Source organism: Microbacterium sp. GbtcB4, from assembly GCF_019091465.1.
Taxonomy (GTDB): Bacteria; Actinomycetota; Actinomycetes; order Actinomycetales; family Microbacteriaceae; genus Microbacterium; species Microbacterium paraoxydans.
The window spans coordinates 266,854-281,867 of sequence record NZ_JAGXJJ010000005.1; the positions used below are offsets into that span (position 1 = coordinate 266,854).

Here is a 15,014-nt window from a genome sequence, read left to right on the forward strand (position 1 = left end):
GCCATGTCGACCCACGTCCTGAGCCTGCTGGTGGAGAACACCCCCGGCCTCCTGACCCGCGTCGCCGGCCTGTTCGCGCGCCGGGGCTTCAACATCGACTCCCTCGCCGTCGGCGTGACCGAGGTGCCGGGGATCTCCCGCATCACGGTCGTCGTCGACGTGGAGGAGCTGCCGCTCGAGCAGGTGACCAAGCAGCTCAACAAGCTGATCAACGTCATCAAGATCGTCGAGCTCGACCCGGCGTCGTCCGTGCAGCGCGAGCACATGCTCGTGAAGGTGCGCACCGACAACGCCAGCCGTTCGAACGTGATCGAGGTCGTCAACCTCTTCCGCGCCTCGGTCGTCGACTACGCCGCCGACGCCCTCGTCATCGAGGTCACCGGAGACAAGGGCAAGGTCGAGGCGCTGCTGCGCGCTCTGGAGCCCTTCGGCATCAAGGAGATCGCCCAGTCCGGCCTCCTCGCGATCGGCCGCGGCGGCAAGAGCATCACCGAGCGCGTCCTGCGCGGCTGACCCTTCGACAGACTCAGGGACCGCGCGTCCCGCACAACCACAACCAAGGAGAGAAACCAGTGAGCACCGAGATCTTCTACGACGACGACGCCGACCTGTCCCTGATCCAGGGCAAGAAGGTCGCCATCGTCGGCTACGGCTCGCAGGGCCACGCCCACGCCCAGAACCTGCGCGACTCGGGTGTCGAGGTCGCGATCGCCCTGAAGGAGGGCTCGAAGTCCGCCGCGAAGGCCGAGGAGGCCGGCTTCCCCGTGAAGACCGTCGCCGAGGCGACCGAGTGGGCCGACGTCATCATGATCCTCGCGCCGGACCAGCACCAGCGCACGATCTACAGCGAGTCCATCGCCCCGAACCTGACGGCGGGCAAGACCCTGGCCTTCGCGCACGGCTTCAACATCCGCTTCGGCTACATCGACGCTCCCGAGGGTGTCGACGTGATCCTCGTCGCGCCGAAGGCCCCCGGTCACACCGTGCGTCGCGAGTTCGTCGCCGGCCGCGGCATTCCGGACATCATCGCCGTCGAGCGCGACGCGTCCGGTCACGCCTGGGACCTCGCGCTCTCGTACGCGAAGGCGATCGGCGGCACCCGCGCCGGCGTCATCAAGACGACCTTCACCGAGGAGACCGAGACCGACCTGTTCGGCGAGCAGGCCGTGCTCTGCGGTGGCATGAGCCACCTGGTGCAGGCGGGCTTCGAGACCCTCGTCGAGGCAGGCTACCAGCCGCAGATCGCCTACTTCGAGGTCCTGCACGAGCTCAAGCTCATCGTCGACCTCATGTGGGAGGGCGGCATCGCCAAGCAGCGCTGGTCGATCTCCGACACCGCCGAGTTCGGCGACTACGTCTCCGGTCCGCGCGTGATCGACGAGCGCGTCAAGGAGAGCATGAAGGGCGTCCTGTCCGACATCCAGTCCGGCGCGTTCGCGAAGCGCTTCATCGAGGACCAGGACAACGGGGCCGAGGAGTTCCTCGCCCTCCGCGCCAAGGAGGAGCAGCACCCCATCGAGGCGACCGGCAAGGAGCTGCGTTCGCTCTTCGCCTGGAAGCAGCAGGACGAGGACTACGTCGACGGCAGCGCCGCGCGCTGATTCGACTCGCGAACGAACGGGCGTCCCCTCGGGGGCGCCCGTTCGGCGTTCCGCGCAGCATTCACGGGCGCAGACATCGGATGTCTGTGCCAGGATGGACGCATGCGACAGGAATGGTTTGATGACGCCCGCTTCGGCATGTTCGTCCACTTCGGCCTCTACAGCGGGGCCGCGCGGCACGAGTGGGTGCAGAACTACGAACGCCTCACCGACGAGGAGTACCGCCCCTACTTCGACAACTTCGATCCCGACCTCTTCGACGCCGCGGCTCTGGCGAAGACCGCCAAGGAGACGGGGATGGGCTACGTCGTGCTCACGACCAAGCACCACGACGGCTTCTGCCTCTGGGACTCGAAGCTGACCGACTTCACCTCCGTCACGGCGGTCGGACGGGACCTCGTGCGCGAGTACGTCGACGCCCTCCGTGCCGAAGGGATCCGCGTCGGCCTCTACCACTCGGTCATCGACTGGCATCACCCCGACTTCACGGTGGACTGGAACCACCCCCGACGCGACGACGAGAACGCGCACGCCGTGAACGAGGGGCGCGACATGGCCCGCTACCGGCAGTACCTGCACGGTCAGGTCCGCGAGCTGCTCACCGACTACGGCGACATCGACTACCTGTTCTTCGACTTCACCTACCCGGAGTCCAAGGACGGCTGGGAGGGGAAGGGGCCGCAGGACTGGGACGCCGAGGCGCTGCTCGCGCTGTGCCGTGAGCTGCAGCCGGAGATGCTCGTCAACGACCGGCTCGGCATCCCCGCGGACTTCGTGACGCCAGAGCAGTACCAGCCGACGGCTCCGATCGTCCGCGACGGCGTGCCCCTCGTGTGGGAGGCGTGCCAGACGCTCAACGGCTCCTGGGGCTATCACCGGGACAACACCGACCAGAAGTCGCCGGTGCTGCTCGTGCAAATGCTCGTCGACTCGGTGTCGATGGGCGGCAACATGCTGCTCAACATCGGTCCGGATGGCCGCGGGGCGATCGCCCCCCGGGACGCGGCGACCCTCGCCGAGATCGGCGAGTGGATGCGGCTCCACGACCGCGCCGTGATCGGGGCCGGTCATGCGCCGTTCACGCCGCCCCGAGAGGGCGTGTACACGCTCCGCGGCGACCGGCTCTACCTGAGCCTGTTCAGCTGGCCGCTGGGCTTCGTGCATCTGCCGGGACTCGCGGGCAGGGTCTCGTATGCGCGCCTGCTGAACGATGGGTCCTGGCTGCGCACGAGCATCAGCGACCCGGACCAGCAGGCCGACCTGATGACGCCGGCAGGCGAGGCCGAGGGGACGCTCACGGTGCATCTCCCGGTACGGCGTCCCGACGTGCTGATGCCGGTCATCGAGCTGCGCCTGACAGGGGAGTGAGGCCGTCGGTGGCGGCGGCTCAGGCCGTCGCCACCGGGATCTCCATGCCCTCCAGCGCGAGGCGTGCGGCGCCGTGCAGGATCGCGTCCGCGCCGGTGGCCGCGGCCTCGATCCGCAGGCGCTGGGTCGCGAGCGGGTGGCAGGCCTCGTAGACCCGGCTGCGCACCGCGGCGATGAACGGCTCGGAGGCGCTCATGCTCCCGGTGAGGAAGAGGGCGTGCGGGTTGAAGAAGTTCACGACCCCGGAGAGCGCCTGACCCAGGTGGGTCCCGGCGGTGCGGACGAGCGTCGTCGCCAGCGGGTCCGCGTCCCGTGCCAGTGTCAGCACGTCGGCCGTGGTGCGGACGTCGGTGTTGCCGCGCTCGCGCATCTGGCGGACGAGGCTCGCGCCGCTGGCCACGGTCTCCAGGCAGCCGGTGTTGCCGCAGGAGCAGGGGATGTCCCCGCTGCCGTCGATGCGCGTGTGCGTGATGTCGCCGGCCGCAGCGGTGGCCCCGCGGTGGATGTGGCCGTCCACGATGATCCCGCTGCCGATCGCGGTGCCCGCCTTGACGGTGATGCTGTGCTGGGTGTGCCCGAGCTGGCGACGGTGCTCGCCGAGGGCGGCGAGATTGGCGTCGTTGTCGACGACGACGGGGACACCGTGGCGCTCCGCGAGGTGCTCGCCGACGCGGAATCCAGGCCACCCCGGCATCCGCGAGGGCTGATCCACGGAGCCGGTCGCGACGTCGACGGGGCCGGGCAGGCTCACGCCGATCGCGTGGACCCGCGTCTCGGCGAGCAGGCGCTCGAACACCTCCGACACTCTCTCCAAGGTGGCCTCCGGGCCGTCCGCGACGTCGATCGCGATGGTCTCCGAGTGGAGCAGGCCGCCGCTGAGGTCGTGCCGCCCGATGCGGGCATGGCGCCCGCCGAGATCGGCGGACAGCACGATGCCGTCGCCGGCGATCCGGAGCACGCGTGGCCGTCGTCCCCCGCGGGAGGTGCCGGCCCCTGCCTCCTCCAGCACGCCGGCATCGAGAAGCGCCTGTACGCGCAGGCCGACGGTGGAGGCGGCCACGCCGAGAGCGGAGGCGAGCTCCGAGCGGGAGCGGGCTTGCCCGCGCGCGACGAAGTCGAGGATGCGCCGTGTGTGCGGATCGTCGACGGGGGTGTCGGCGGGGTTCGTCATGGAGGCCCTTCGTCTCGGAGCATCGTCAGCGTAGCGGGGGTGTCGCATGTTTCGGGGGAGTGACGAATTATCACCACCCTATAAACATCGGATGTTCAGCTTGCGGCACCTTGCGAACTATGACAGCGTAACTTCATACGAAATCCTAATTGGTTAGTTCGAGTCTCGAAATAACCGTTCCCTTCTCAGGAGGCATTCAATGAAGAAGTTGCGTGTGGGGGCTGTCGCCGCTGTCGCGGGCGTGGCCGTGGCGATGACCGGCTGTGCGAGCAGCGGGGGATCCGGAGGCTCGGCCGACGGCGACACCATCGTCGTGGACATGTGGGCCGGCAGCGAGTCGGACGTCGATGCGCTGGAGGCGCAGATCGAGTTCGCGCAGAAGCAGAACCCGGACATCAAGATCAAGCTGCAGACGTCGCCGTGGAGCGACTTCTTCACCAAGCTCACGACCAACATGGCCAGCGGCAACATGGCGTGCATCACCGGCATGAGCGGCGCGCAGCTCGGCGGCTACACGGCCGGCTTCCGCGAGCTCAGCGACGAGGATCTCAAGACCGCGGGCATCGACTGGTCGGAGTTCAACCCGAGCGCCGACGGCATCCTCAGCTTCGAGGGCAAGGTCTACGGCGTGCCGTTCGACGTCGCCACGATGCTCGTCTACTACAACCAGGACATGCTCAGCGCCGCCGGTGCCGCCACGCCGGAGATCGGCTGGACGTTCGACGACTTCGACACGATCGCCGCCGACGCCACGAAGGACGGCAAGTACGGCTTCGGCATGGGCATGGGCGGCTACCAGTGGATGTCGATGCCGATCGCGTACTCCGCCACGCAGCCCGCCTCCGAGGACGGCACGCTGCACATCGACGACGAGGACTTCGTCGATGCCGCGTCCTGGTACGCCGGCCTGGTCACGGAGAAGAAGGTCGCGGCTCCGGTCGCCTCCGCCTCCGACACCGGCTGGGGCGAGAACCAGTACACGGGTGGCAACGCGGCCATGGCCGTCGACGGCACCTGGAACGCCGTCAGCTACCTCAACAACGAGTCCGGCTTCGCCGCCGGCATGGTGCCGCTGCCCGCGGGTGTCGACGGCAACCCCGGTCCCATCCTCGGCTCCGGCTACGGCATCGCCGAGAACTGCAAGAACCCGGAGGCCGCGCTGAAGGTGCTCGGCTCCCTCGTCGGCGAGGACGCGCAGGACTACATCGCGTCGTCCGGCCGCTCCTACCCGGCCCGCATCTCGTCGCAGCCGCTGTACTTCGAGTCGATCGACGAGCAGTACCGCGACCAGGTCCAGTCGGTGTTCGAGGCCGCGTTCGGTGACACGGTGCCGCTGTACATGACCAAGAACTGGCAGAAGCTCGACAGCTACATCCAGCCCAACCTCGTCAGCGTCTACAACGGCCAGATGACGATGGAGGAGCTGCTGTCGAACGCCCAGGCGCAGTTCGGCGAGTGAGCCGGATCCGGCTCGCACAGCAGTAACAGAGAAAGACAACGAGATGACGATCACGACGAGACGTCGAGGATCGCTCGCCAAGGTCGAGGGCCGCCAGGCGCTGGGTTTCGCAAGCCCGGCCCTGGTGGGCCTCGCCCTGTTCACGATCGTGCCCGTGGGGCTCTCGATCGTGATGAGCGTCTTCGACTGGCCGACCTTCGGCGAACGCACCTTCAACGGGGTGGACAACTACGTCAAACTGTTCACCAGCAGCCCGGACTTCTGGCCCGCGCTGCGCAACTCGGCCGTGTACACGCTGCTGTACGTGCCGTTGAGCGTCGCTCTCTCGCTCGTGCTCGCCCTCGGCCTCGGCCCCCGCATCCGCGGCCGCGGTGCCCTGCGCGTCCTCTTCTTCATCCCCGTCGTGACCCCGATGGTCGCGAACGTCCTGGTGTGGAAGATGATGCTGCAGCCGCAGGGGCTCTTCAACGGCCTCTCGGTCACCTGGTTCGGCATCGAGCTGCCGAACTTCCTCGCCGACCCCAACTGGGCGATGATCATGGTCGTCGTGATGAGCGTCTGGCAGGGACTCGGCTACAACATGCTGATCTTCTCCGCCGCCCTCGAGCAGCTCCCGGAGAGCGTCCTGGAAGCGGCCAGTATCGATGGCGCACAGGGCATCCGGCGTGTGTGGAGCATCATCATCCCGATGATCTCCCCGTCGATCTTCTTCGCGACGATCATGACGATGATCACCTCGCTCCAGGTCTTCGTCCAGCCGCAGATGCTCACCGGAGGCGGCCCCGGCAACGCCACCAAGCCCCTCGTGATGTACATCTGGGAGCAGGGCTTCACCTTCGGCGATCTCGGACTCGCCGCCGCCGCCGCGTGGATCCTGTTCGCGATCATCATCGCGATCACGGGCATTCAGTTCGCCGCACAGAAGAAGTGGGTGCACTATGAGCACTGAGACCCTCGTCCGGCCCACCGGCACCGCCCCGCGGCGTCAGCGCGAGCGGGAGAAGGCGCGTGGTGCGGCGACCACGCCGGGCGCGCGCGCCCGACTGATCCTCGCGCACGTCACCATCTACGTCGCGGCGCTCATCTTCATCGCGCCGCTCGTCTACGCGTTCTTCTCGGCCCTCAAGCCGAACTCCGAGATGTTCTCGATGCCGCCGACGCTCGTGGGCTCCGAGCTCCGCTGGAGCAACTTCGTCGACGTCTTCGCCTACGGACCGTTCCTGACGTACATCATGAACTCGTTCATCGTGGCGATCGGCGGCACCCTGGTCGTGCTCGTGGTGTCCACGACCGCCGGATACGCGTTCGGGCGCCTGCGCTGGAAAGGCCGCGACGCGGTCTTCGTCCTCTTCCTGGCCACGCTGATGGTGCCCGCCGAGGTGCTCGTCATCCCCATGTTCCAGGTCATGCAGTGGTTCAACTGGGTCGACACCTATCAGGCGCTCATCCTTCCCTTCGCGTTCGGCGCCTTCGGCACGTTCCTGATGCGGCAGTTCTTCCGCGGCATCCCCTACGAGCTGGAGGAGGCGGCCCGTGTCGACGGCGCCGGCCCTGTCCGGTCCTTCCTGCAGATCATCCTGCCGCTGTCGAAGTCCGCGGTCGCGGTGCTCGCGGTCTTCACGTTCCTCTCGTTCTGGAACAGCTACCTCTGGCCCCTCATCGTCACGGTCGACTACAACGCGCACGGCACGCTGCCCGTCGGTCTGGCGAGCTTCGCCGGCCTCACCGGCACCCGCTGGGACCTGCAGATGGCCGCAGCGATCATTTCGATGATCCCCACCACCCTGCTCGTGATCGTGCTGCAGAAGCATCTGGTCAAGGGCATCGCGATGGCCGGACTGGGCGGACGATGAGCGCGGTCGGGCAGCAGACGGACGACCCTCGACGAACGACCACGGGCCTCGGATCCGACCTGGCGCTGGCGGGGGTGGACATCGGGGGCACGAAGATCGCGGCCCTCGTCGTGGACGCGTTCGGAGACGTCCTCGCACGCGGAAGCGTGCCGGCACCCGCCAGCGTCGGCGGCCCGGCGATGGCGGATGCGGCGGCCGGTCTCGTCGCGCGGCTGGCGGCCGAGGCCGGTGTCGCCGTCGCCGCGGTGGGGGTGGGCGCCGCGGGCGTCATCGACCACGAGAGCGGCACCATCCGCGCCGCGTCCGCCCTGTTCGCGGACTGGGCGGGCTTCCCGCTCGGCCCGGAGCTGGCGCAGCGCCTCGGTGTCCCGGTGCGGGTGGAGAACGACGTGAACGCCTTCCTCCTCGGTGAAGCCGCCGCGGCGGGCCCGAGCGTGCCCGATGTGCTCGGTGTGATGCTCGGCACGGGCGTCGGCGGCGCGCTGGTCATCGGCGGGGAGCTGCACCACGGCCCGCACGGCGCGGCCGGCGAGATCGGGCACACGCCCGGTTACAGCGACCTCGTCTGCACCTGCGGGCAGACCGGTCACCTGGAGACCCTGGCCTCCGGGACGTCGATCGCCCGGCGGTTCGAGGAGCGCACCGGGCGCTCGGTGAACGATGCCAGGGAGGTCGCGGAGGCCGCCCGGGCGGGTGACGCCGACGCCCGCGCGGTGTTCGACGCCGCCGGACGGGCGCTCGCTCTCGCCTGCGCCAGTGCCGCGACGCTCCTCGACCTGCCGATCGCCATCGTCGGCGGCGGGGTCACGGCCGCCTGGGACCTCCTGGAGCCGTCGATCGAGCGGACGCTCGGTACCGATGCCCCGGTGTCGGGCATCGCGCTGCGCGTCGTCCCCGCCGTCCTCGGAGCCGACGCCGTCGCGCTCGGCGCCATCGAGAGCGCCCGACGCGCCCTCGCCCCCGTTTCCTGACCACGACTGCGACCGCAGAGGAGAACACCACCGTGACCGCACGCCCGGAAGCCCACGAGATCTGGATGGGTCCGCTGCCGCCGCTCGCCGAGGGCGGGCTCGCGCGGCCCCGGATCGGCATCGGCGGCATCTCCATCGAGTCGAGCACCTTCTCCCCGCACATCTCCGGGGACGAGGCCTTCACGATCCGCACCGGCGATGCACTGCGGGCGTACTACCCGTTCCTCGACGCCGGACGCGAGCTCGCCGAGGCGGCGGAGTGGGTCCCGCTCACGCACGGGCGGTCGCTCCCCGGCGGCGCCGTGGACCCGGACACCTATCGGCGGATGAAGGACGCCCTCGTCGAGGGGATCCGCACGCAGGGCCCGTTCGACGGCTTCTTCTTCGACATCCACGGCGCGATGAGCGTCGTCGGGATGGACGATGCCGAGGGCGATCTGGCTCTCGCGGTGCGGGAGGCGCTCGGTCCGGACACCCTCGTCTCCACGTCGATGGACCTGCACGGCAACGTCTCGGAGACCCTGCGCGACGCGGTGGATCTGCTCACCTGCTACCGCATGGCCCCGCACGAGGACTGGCTGAACACGAAGGAGCGGGCGGTGTGGAACCTGCTCGACCGTCTCCGCGGACCGCACGGCGGCGACGTGCAAGCGCGGCGACCCTTCACCGCCTGGGTGCCCGTGCCTGTGCTCCTGCCGGGGGAGAAGACGAGCACGCGGCTCGAGCCCGCGCAGGGCATCTATGCCGAGCTCCCCGAGATCGAGGCTCTGCCCGGTGTCGTCGACGCCTCCGTGTGGATCGGCTACGCGTGGGCGGACGAGCCGCGCTGCCAGGCCTACGTCGTGGTCACCGGGGACGACCGTGAGGTCATCGCCCGGGAGGCGGAGCGCGTGGCCCGGATGTTCTGGGAGGCGCGGGAGGATTTCGTCTTCGTCGCGAAGACCGGAAGCCTCGACGAGGCGCTGGAGGAGGCCCTGGCGTCCGGAGCCCCGCGTCCGTACGTGATCTCCGACTCCGGGGACAACCCTACGGCCGGGGGAGCGGGCGACGTGACCTGGACCCTCGCCCAGCTGCTCCAGCGACCCGAGCTCACCGACGGGACGCACACGACGCTGGTCGCCTCGATCTTCGATCCGCGGGCCGTGGCCGAAGCCGTGGAGGCGGGCGTCGGTGCGACGGTCACGCTGTCCGCCGGCGCCGCGGTCGACTCCGGGCCCCACGGACCGGTCGAGATCACCGGCACGGTGTTCTCCGTCACCGACGGCGACCCGGACGCCGGCACCCAGGTGGTGATCGCTGTCGGCGGGCTGCACGCCATCGTGACCGCGCGCCGCAAGCCCTTCCACCACCTCTCCGACTTCCGGATGCTGGGGCTCGAGCCGACGACGGCCGACGTCGTGGTCGTGAAGATCGGCTACCTGGAGCCGGAGCTGTATGAGCTGGCGGCGGGATGGACGCTGGCGCTCACCCCGGGCGGGGTGGACCAGGACCTGCTCCGCCTCGGACACCATCGCCTGCGCCCCGGGGTGTTCCCGTTCGACACGACAGGCGACCCCGATCTGACCGCGGTGGTCGTGCGCCGCGGGGCCGACGAGGAGGACACGGCATCATGATGAACTTCGAGAAGCGCACCGGCCCCGACTTCGGTGCGGCGTCCCCGGTCTACCCCGCGAACGGCGTGCCGGACTGGTACCGCGACGCCAAGCTCGGCTTCTTCGTGCACTGGGGGCTGTACTCCGTGCCGGCGTGGGCCGTGCAGCACGGGGAGGGCGTGAACATCCCCACCGAGGACGCCTATGCGTGGCACCAGTACGCGGAGTGGTACGGCAACACGGTGCGCATCCCGGGCAGCCCGACGTGGGAGCGTCACCAGCGCACCTACGGCCCAGGGACCTCGTACGAGGACCTCGCCGACCAGTGGGACGCCGACGCCTTCGATGCTGACGCCTTCGTCGGTGAGCTCGTGTCGGCGGGGGCGCGTTACGTCGTGCCCACGACCAAGCACCACGAGGGGTTCTGTCTGTGGGACACCGCCACGACGGGATTCAACGCCGTTGCGCGCGGCCCTCGTCGTGACCTCATCTCCGAGTTCCACGACGCCACGCGGCGGGCCGGAGCCAAGTTCGGCGTGTACTACTCCGGAGCGCTCGACTGGCACGTGAGCGACTTCCCGCCGATCGAGTCGGACACCGACCTGTTCCGGTTCCGTCGCAACGACGCGCACTTCTCCCGGTACGCCGCCGCGCAGCTCGAGGAGCTCGTGGACCGGTTCGCGCCCGACGTGCTCTGGAACGACATCGAGTGGCCGGACGGCGGCAAGGGCACGGAGGACTACGCCGTGGCCGCACTGCTACGGCGTTACTTCGACGCCGTCCCGGACGGCGTCGTCAACGACCGGTGGGGCGTGCCGTACCACGGCTTCCTCACCCGCGAATACACGGACATCCCGGACATCATCCCCGAGCCCTGGGAGTCGACCCGCGGGCTCGGCTACTCGTTCGGGTTCAACCAGGCGGAGGACGAGCGGCACTCGCTCTCCGGTGCGGCCCTGGTCCGGCTCCTCGTCGACGTCGTCGCGAAGAACGGCAACCTGCTCATCAACGTGGGCCCCGCGGCGGACGGATCCATTCCGGCGCTGCAGCGGAAGGCGATGCAGGAGCTCGGCGGCTGGTTGGCCGTGAACGGCGCGGCGATCTACGGCACGCGGCCCTGGGCGCGGATGGGGGAGCGGACGGGGGCTCCTCGTCGCTACACCACCTCCACCGACGCGGTGCACGTGCATGCGCTCGACCCGGCGGCAGGCGAGTTCGAGCTGCCGTCCGAGCTCGCGGCCGCCGCGCTGTCGTGGGCCGACGGGACCCCGGCCCACGCGACCGTGGACGGCGGTGCGACCCGCGTCGTGATCCCGGCCGGTCTCCGCGAGGCTCCGGTCGCCGTGCTCACCGCGCACGGCGCCTGACACACGCTCCGCAAAAGGGCCCCCGTCGGTGATCCGACGGGGGCCCTTCGTCGCTGAGCTAGGGGCGCGTGCGCTCCTCGAGAACCTCGATCACGTGGCGGTACGGGCGGCCGGTAGCGCGGGTCATGCCGATCTCGCACGTGCGGTTGGCCGACACGAAGGCGTCGAAGCCGCCGCGGGCCGTATCGGCTGCGGCCACCTCGGCCGATTCCTGCGCCGTCGCGCTCGCGGTGAGCTCGGGGTGCAGCATGCCGCGGTCGCCGGCGAACGCGCAGCAGCCCCAGCCGTCCGGCACGAAGACCTCGTCGGCGACGGCGGCAGCGATCGCCGTCAGGGCCCCGGTCGCGCCGAGAGCGGTCGTCGAGCAGGTCGGGTGCACGGCGATCGAGGGGAGCTTCGCATCGACGGAGAGGCGCGGCAGCACCTCCCGCGCGACGAACGTGGTGGCGTCCTCAATGCGCAGACCGGCGTACTCCGGGTGGGCGGCGACGGCCTGGGTGAGCATCACGTCGAGGCCCTCGGTGCAGGAGGCCGCATCGCAGACGACCGGGAGCTCCCCGTGGCGGCTGGCGTCCCAGAGCGAGGCCAGCACCCGGTCGGACATGAGGCGATAGCCGTCGAGGTGTCCCTTGGACTTCCACGGCGTCCCGCAGCAGAGCCCGCCGTTCTCCTCCGGGACCACGACGGGGATCCCGGCGCGGTCGAGCAGGGCGCGCAGGGCGTCGCGGGAGCCGAGACCCTCGTCCTCCGGGCCGAACATAGTGCCGATGCAGGCGCCGAAGAAGACGGCCTGGGCATCGGACGGTGAGACGGGTCGGGGCGGCGCGGTGCCGCCGCGGGGGAGGCCGCCGTCGTAGAGGGGCACGGTGTCGGCGCCGAGCACCGCGCGTCCGATCCGCGTCGCGCCGCGCACGAGCGGGACGGGGAGAGCGTCGGCGACCGTGAGTGCGACGCCGCCGGCGCGCGTGACGGTGCTCCAGTGCTTCGCCGCCGTTCCCCACGCGGCCCCCTCCACGGCGTTCTCCTGCTCGGCGCGGAGGCGGCGGACGAGGTCGCCGGTGTTGATGTCCACCGGACACGCGACGCCGCACATGCCGTCGACCGCGCAGGTCTGCACGCCGTCGTAGTCGTAGTCGGCGCGGAGGTCCCGCAGCAGCGCCGTGTCGCCCTGCTCCTCGGCCCAGGCCATGTCCCGGCGCAGCACGATGCGCTGCCGCGGTGTGAGCGTGATGCTCTTGCTCGGGCACGTGGGCTCGCAGTAGCCGCACTCGACGCAACGGTCCACCTCGCGCTCGACCGTGGGCACGCGCTTCAGATCCTGCAGATAGGAGTCCGGGTCGTCGGAGAGTACGACGCCGGGGTTGAGGATCCCGTCCGGATCGAACAGCCGCTTGATCTCCCACATCATGTCGGTGAGCTCGTCGCCGTACTGCCGCCGCACGAACGGCGCCATGATGCGGCCGGTGCCGTGCTCGGCCTTGAGGGATCCCTCCTGCGCGAGGACGAGCTCGACGAGGTCGTCCGTGAAGCGGCGGTACCGCGCCACGCTGTCGGCGTCGTCGAAACGCTCGTTCAGCAGGAAGTGGACGTTGCCGTCCTTCGCGTGCCCGAAGATGACGGACCCCTCGTAGCCGTGTTCCGCGAACAGCTCGATCAGGCGTTCGCAGGTGGCCAGCAGCCGGGGGACGGGGACGACGATGTCTTCGAGGAGGGCGGTCGTGCCGGACGGCCGCGCTCCGGCGACCGCCGTGTAGAGGCCTTTGCGGACGTGCCACAGTGCGGCGCGCTCTCCTGCATCGGTCGTCAGGCGTGGGGCGACGGCGAGGGGGAGGGCATCGAAGTGCGCCTGCGCTGATGCGCTCGCGACGGCGAGGGCGTCGTCATCCACGGCGTGCACCTCGACGAGGAGGGCGGCGTGGCCCTGCACGTCGATCTCGGAGATCGCGGCCGGGACGTCGCTCAGGCCCTGGGCGACGCGCAGCGAGGCGGCGTCGAGGAGCTCGATCGTCGCGAGTCCGAGCTCCGTGAGAGCGGGGAGCGCGGTCATCGCCGCCGACAGCGTCTCGAAGACGAGCAGACCGGTGGCGATCGCGGGGCGCACCTCGATGGTGCGGAAACGGGCCTCCGCGACGAAGCCGAGGGTCCCTTCCGATCCGATGAGGAGGTGTTCGAGGATCCGCACCGGGTCGTCGAAGTCGAGCAGGGCGTTCAGGCCGTAGCCCATGGTGTTCTTCATCGAGAACTGCTGTCGGAGGAAGGCGACGTTCTCGGGCGCGGCGAGCAGCCGCTCCCGGAGCGACGACAGCCCGGCGAACAGGGTGGGTTCCGCGGCGCGGAGCACATCCGCGGCGTCCGCGCGTCCGGTGTCCAGCACGGTGCCGCTGGGCAGCACGACGACCATCGAGGTGATCGTCTGGTACGAGTTCTCCGTGATGCCGCAGGCCATGCCGCTGGAGTTGTTGGCGACGACGCCGCCGATCGTGCAGGCGATCTCGCTGGCCGGATCCGGTCCGAGCTTGCGGCGGTACCGGGACAGCCGTGTGTTCACCTGCCGGACCGTGGCTCCGGGGCCGACCCGCACCGCGGCGCCGTCCTCCTCGATGTGGATGTCGCGGAAGTGGCTGCGCGTGTCGACGAGGATGTCGCCGCTGATGCCCTGTCCGGAGAGGCTGGTGCCGCCGGAGCGGAACGTGAGCGTACGCCCGGCCGCCCGGACCGCTGTGAACGCGCGGGCGACGCCCTCCGCGTCCGCGGGGGAGAGCACCGCGTCCGGGACGAGCAGGTAATGCGAGGCGTCGTGGGCGCGGGCGAACCGGTCGATGGATCGGGCGTGGACCTGCGTCTCGTTCCCCAGCAGTGCGGGATCGAGGGGGTGGTCGAGGGTGGTGGGCACGGTGCTCCTCTGCTCCGCTCGAAGATTGTCTGACAAGTGTACTGAACGACCGACGTCTCACTAGACTGTTCCGCATGACCTCGATCGCGGAGCGCCCCCTCGGCGTGGTCGGCGTGGTCGATGCCGTGACCGGACAGCTGCGCACCCGGATCCTCTCCGGCGAGATCCGCTCGGGGGAGCCACTGACCGAGGCGGCCGTCTCCCAGGCCTACGGCGTCGCCCGGCCCAGCGCGAAAGCGGCCATCGAGCAGCTCGTGGCCAGTGGGCTGCTCGTGCGGACGGCGCATCGCACGGCGCGTGTGGTCGGCATCGAGGCGGAGACCGTCCGTGACGTCTACCGCACGCGGATCCGGCTGGAGAGTGCGGCGCTGCGCGAGCTGGCGGAGAGCGCGGCCGTGCCGGCGGCCGCTGTGGCGGCGAACGCCGAGCTGCAGGCGATGGCACCGGGCCCCGATCCCGCGACGGTCGATCCCGACCTCCGTTTCCACACGGCCCTCATCGACGCGCTGGGAAGCGAGCGCACCAGTCGCATGTACCGGAGCGTGCTGGACGAGGTGCGGCTGTGCATGGCGCAGGTGCAGGGGCGGCGTCTCCTCGACGCGGAACTCATCGCCGCGCAGCACGCCGAGATGCTCGAGGCCGTCGCCGCCGGGGACGCGGAGCGCGCGGCCGCCGTGCTGCGTGCCCACCTCGCCTCGGCCGAGGACCGTCTCGTCGAGGCCCTGCACGGCTCCTGACG

General features: G+C 70.1%; 12 protein-coding genes. 10 read left to right on the top strand and 2 right to left on the bottom strand.

From position 1 onward, the window contains the following. The first annotated feature begins 3 nt into the window (after positions 1 to 3). The 3 genes from ilvN to KVS71_RS10640 all read left to right on the top strand — a co-directional run bounded on the left by ilvN (position 4) and on the right by KVS71_RS10640 (position 2,969). Positions 4 to 513 carry an acetolactate synthase small subunit gene (ilvN, locus tag KVS71_RS10630; RefSeq protein WP_025103268.1) on the top strand — a complete coding sequence of 170 codons (510 nt, stop codon included), beginning with the start codon at positions 4 to 6 and terminating at the stop codon, positions 511 to 513. A 59-nt stretch (positions 514 to 572) separates the two neighbouring features. Then, entirely contained in the window at positions 573 to 1,601 is a 1,029-nt protein-coding gene (ilvC, locus tag KVS71_RS10635; RefSeq protein WP_060920979.1) for a ketol-acid reductoisomerase, read from the top strand. A 102-nt stretch (positions 1,602 to 1,703) separates the two neighbouring features. Then, on the top strand, positions 1,704 to 2,969 hold the full coding sequence (locus KVS71_RS10640; RefSeq protein WP_217584499.1) for an alpha-L-fucosidase: 1,266 nt from the start codon (positions 1,704 to 1,706) through the stop codon (positions 2,967 to 2,969). A gap of 19 nt (positions 2,970 to 2,988) precedes the next feature. On the opposite strand, the gene KVS71_RS10645 is transcribed toward KVS71_RS10640, so the two are convergent. Further along, positions 2,989 to 4,140: an ROK family transcriptional regulator gene (locus KVS71_RS10645; RefSeq protein WP_025103271.1), complete on the bottom strand. Its 1,152-nt coding sequence runs from the start codon at positions 4,138 to 4,140 to the stop codon at positions 2,989 to 2,991. A 199-nt stretch (positions 4,141 to 4,339) separates the two neighbouring features. On the opposite strand from KVS71_RS10645, the gene KVS71_RS10650 reads away from it, so the two are divergent. The 6 genes from KVS71_RS10650 (at position 4,340) to KVS71_RS10675 (ending at position 11,382) form a co-directional block, all read left to right on the top strand. After that, a complete protein-coding gene (locus KVS71_RS10650) occupies positions 4,340 to 5,599 on the top strand; it encodes an ABC transporter substrate-binding protein (protein ID WP_060920976.1) in 1,260 nt (419 codons plus the stop codon). A 43-nt stretch (positions 5,600 to 5,642) separates the two neighbouring features. Beyond that, on the top strand, positions 5,643 to 6,548 hold the full coding sequence (locus tag KVS71_RS10655) for a carbohydrate ABC transporter permease (RefSeq protein WP_060920975.1): 906 nt from the start codon (positions 5,643 to 5,645) through the stop codon (positions 6,546 to 6,548). After that, positions 6,538 to 7,452 (top strand): carbohydrate ABC transporter permease, encoded by a 915-nt coding sequence (locus tag KVS71_RS10660; RefSeq protein ID WP_060920974.1) that lies wholly within the window; start codon positions 6,538 to 6,540, stop codon positions 7,450 to 7,452. The genes KVS71_RS10655 and KVS71_RS10660 overlap by 11 nt, the downstream gene beginning before the upstream one ends. Then, on the top strand, positions 7,449 to 8,423 hold the full coding sequence (locus tag KVS71_RS10665) for an ROK family protein (RefSeq protein WP_217584500.1): 975 nt from the start codon (positions 7,449 to 7,451) through the stop codon (positions 8,421 to 8,423). Before KVS71_RS10660 ends, KVS71_RS10665 begins: the two co-directional genes overlap by 4 nt. Before the next feature lie 65 nt (positions 8,424 to 8,488). After that, positions 8,489 to 10,036, top strand: coding sequence for a M81 family metallopeptidase (locus KVS71_RS10670; protein ID WP_254635686.1), 1,548 nt, complete (start codon positions 8,489 to 8,491; stop codon positions 10,034 to 10,036). Further along, on the top strand, positions 10,033 to 11,382 hold the full coding sequence (locus tag KVS71_RS10675; protein WP_217584501.1) for an alpha-L-fucosidase: 1,350 nt from the start codon (positions 10,033 to 10,035) through the stop codon (positions 11,380 to 11,382). Before KVS71_RS10670 ends, KVS71_RS10675 begins: the two co-directional genes overlap by 4 nt. A 58-nt stretch (positions 11,383 to 11,440) precedes the next feature. Here the strand turns inward: KVS71_RS10675 and KVS71_RS10680 are convergent, their stop codons facing one another. Continuing rightward, on the bottom strand, positions 11,441 to 14,275 hold the full coding sequence (locus KVS71_RS10680) for an FAD-binding and (Fe-S)-binding domain-containing protein (protein ID WP_217584502.1): 2,835 nt from the start codon (positions 14,273 to 14,275) through the stop codon (positions 11,441 to 11,443). Between the two features lie 74 nt (positions 14,276 to 14,349). Here KVS71_RS10680 and KVS71_RS10685 point away from each other — a divergent pair, with 74 nt between their 5' ends. After that, the gene (locus tag KVS71_RS10685; RefSeq protein ID WP_217584503.1) at positions 14,350 to 15,012 is read left to right on the top strand and encodes a GntR family transcriptional regulator; all 663 of its coding nucleotides are present in this window, start codon (positions 14,350 to 14,352) and stop codon (positions 15,010 to 15,012) included. The last annotated feature ends 2 nt before the right edge of the window (positions 15,013 to 15,014 follow it).

Coding starts and splice junctions, on each gene's coding strand:
- ilvN (WP_025103268.1), top strand. CDS start 4: ATGTCGACCCACGTCCTGAGCCTGCTGGTGGAGAACACCCCCGGCCTC.
- KVS71_RS10640 (WP_217584499.1), top strand. CDS start 1,704: ATGCGACAGGAATGGTTTGATGACGCCCGCTTCGGCATGTTCGTCCAC.
- KVS71_RS10645 (WP_025103271.1), bottom strand. CDS start 4,140: ATGACGAACCCCGCCGACACCCCCGTCGACGATCCGCACACACGGCGC.
- KVS71_RS10650 (WP_060920976.1), top strand. CDS start 4,340: ATGAAGAAGTTGCGTGTGGGGGCTGTCGCCGCTGTCGCGGGCGTGGCC.
- KVS71_RS10655 (WP_060920975.1), top strand. CDS start 5,643: ATGACGATCACGACGAGACGTCGAGGATCGCTCGCCAAGGTCGAGGGC.
- KVS71_RS10660 (WP_060920974.1), top strand. CDS start 6,538: ATGAGCACTGAGACCCTCGTCCGGCCCACCGGCACCGCCCCGCGGCGT.
- KVS71_RS10665 (WP_217584500.1), top strand. CDS start 7,449: ATGAGCGCGGTCGGGCAGCAGACGGACGACCCTCGACGAACGACCACG.
- KVS71_RS10670 (WP_254635686.1), top strand. CDS start 8,489: ATGGGTCCGCTGCCGCCGCTCGCCGAGGGCGGGCTCGCGCGGCCCCGG.
- KVS71_RS10675 (WP_217584501.1), top strand. CDS start 10,033: ATGATGAACTTCGAGAAGCGCACCGGCCCCGACTTCGGTGCGGCGTCC.
- KVS71_RS10685 (WP_217584503.1), top strand. CDS start 14,350: ATGACCTCGATCGCGGAGCGCCCCCTCGGCGTGGTCGGCGTGGTCGAT.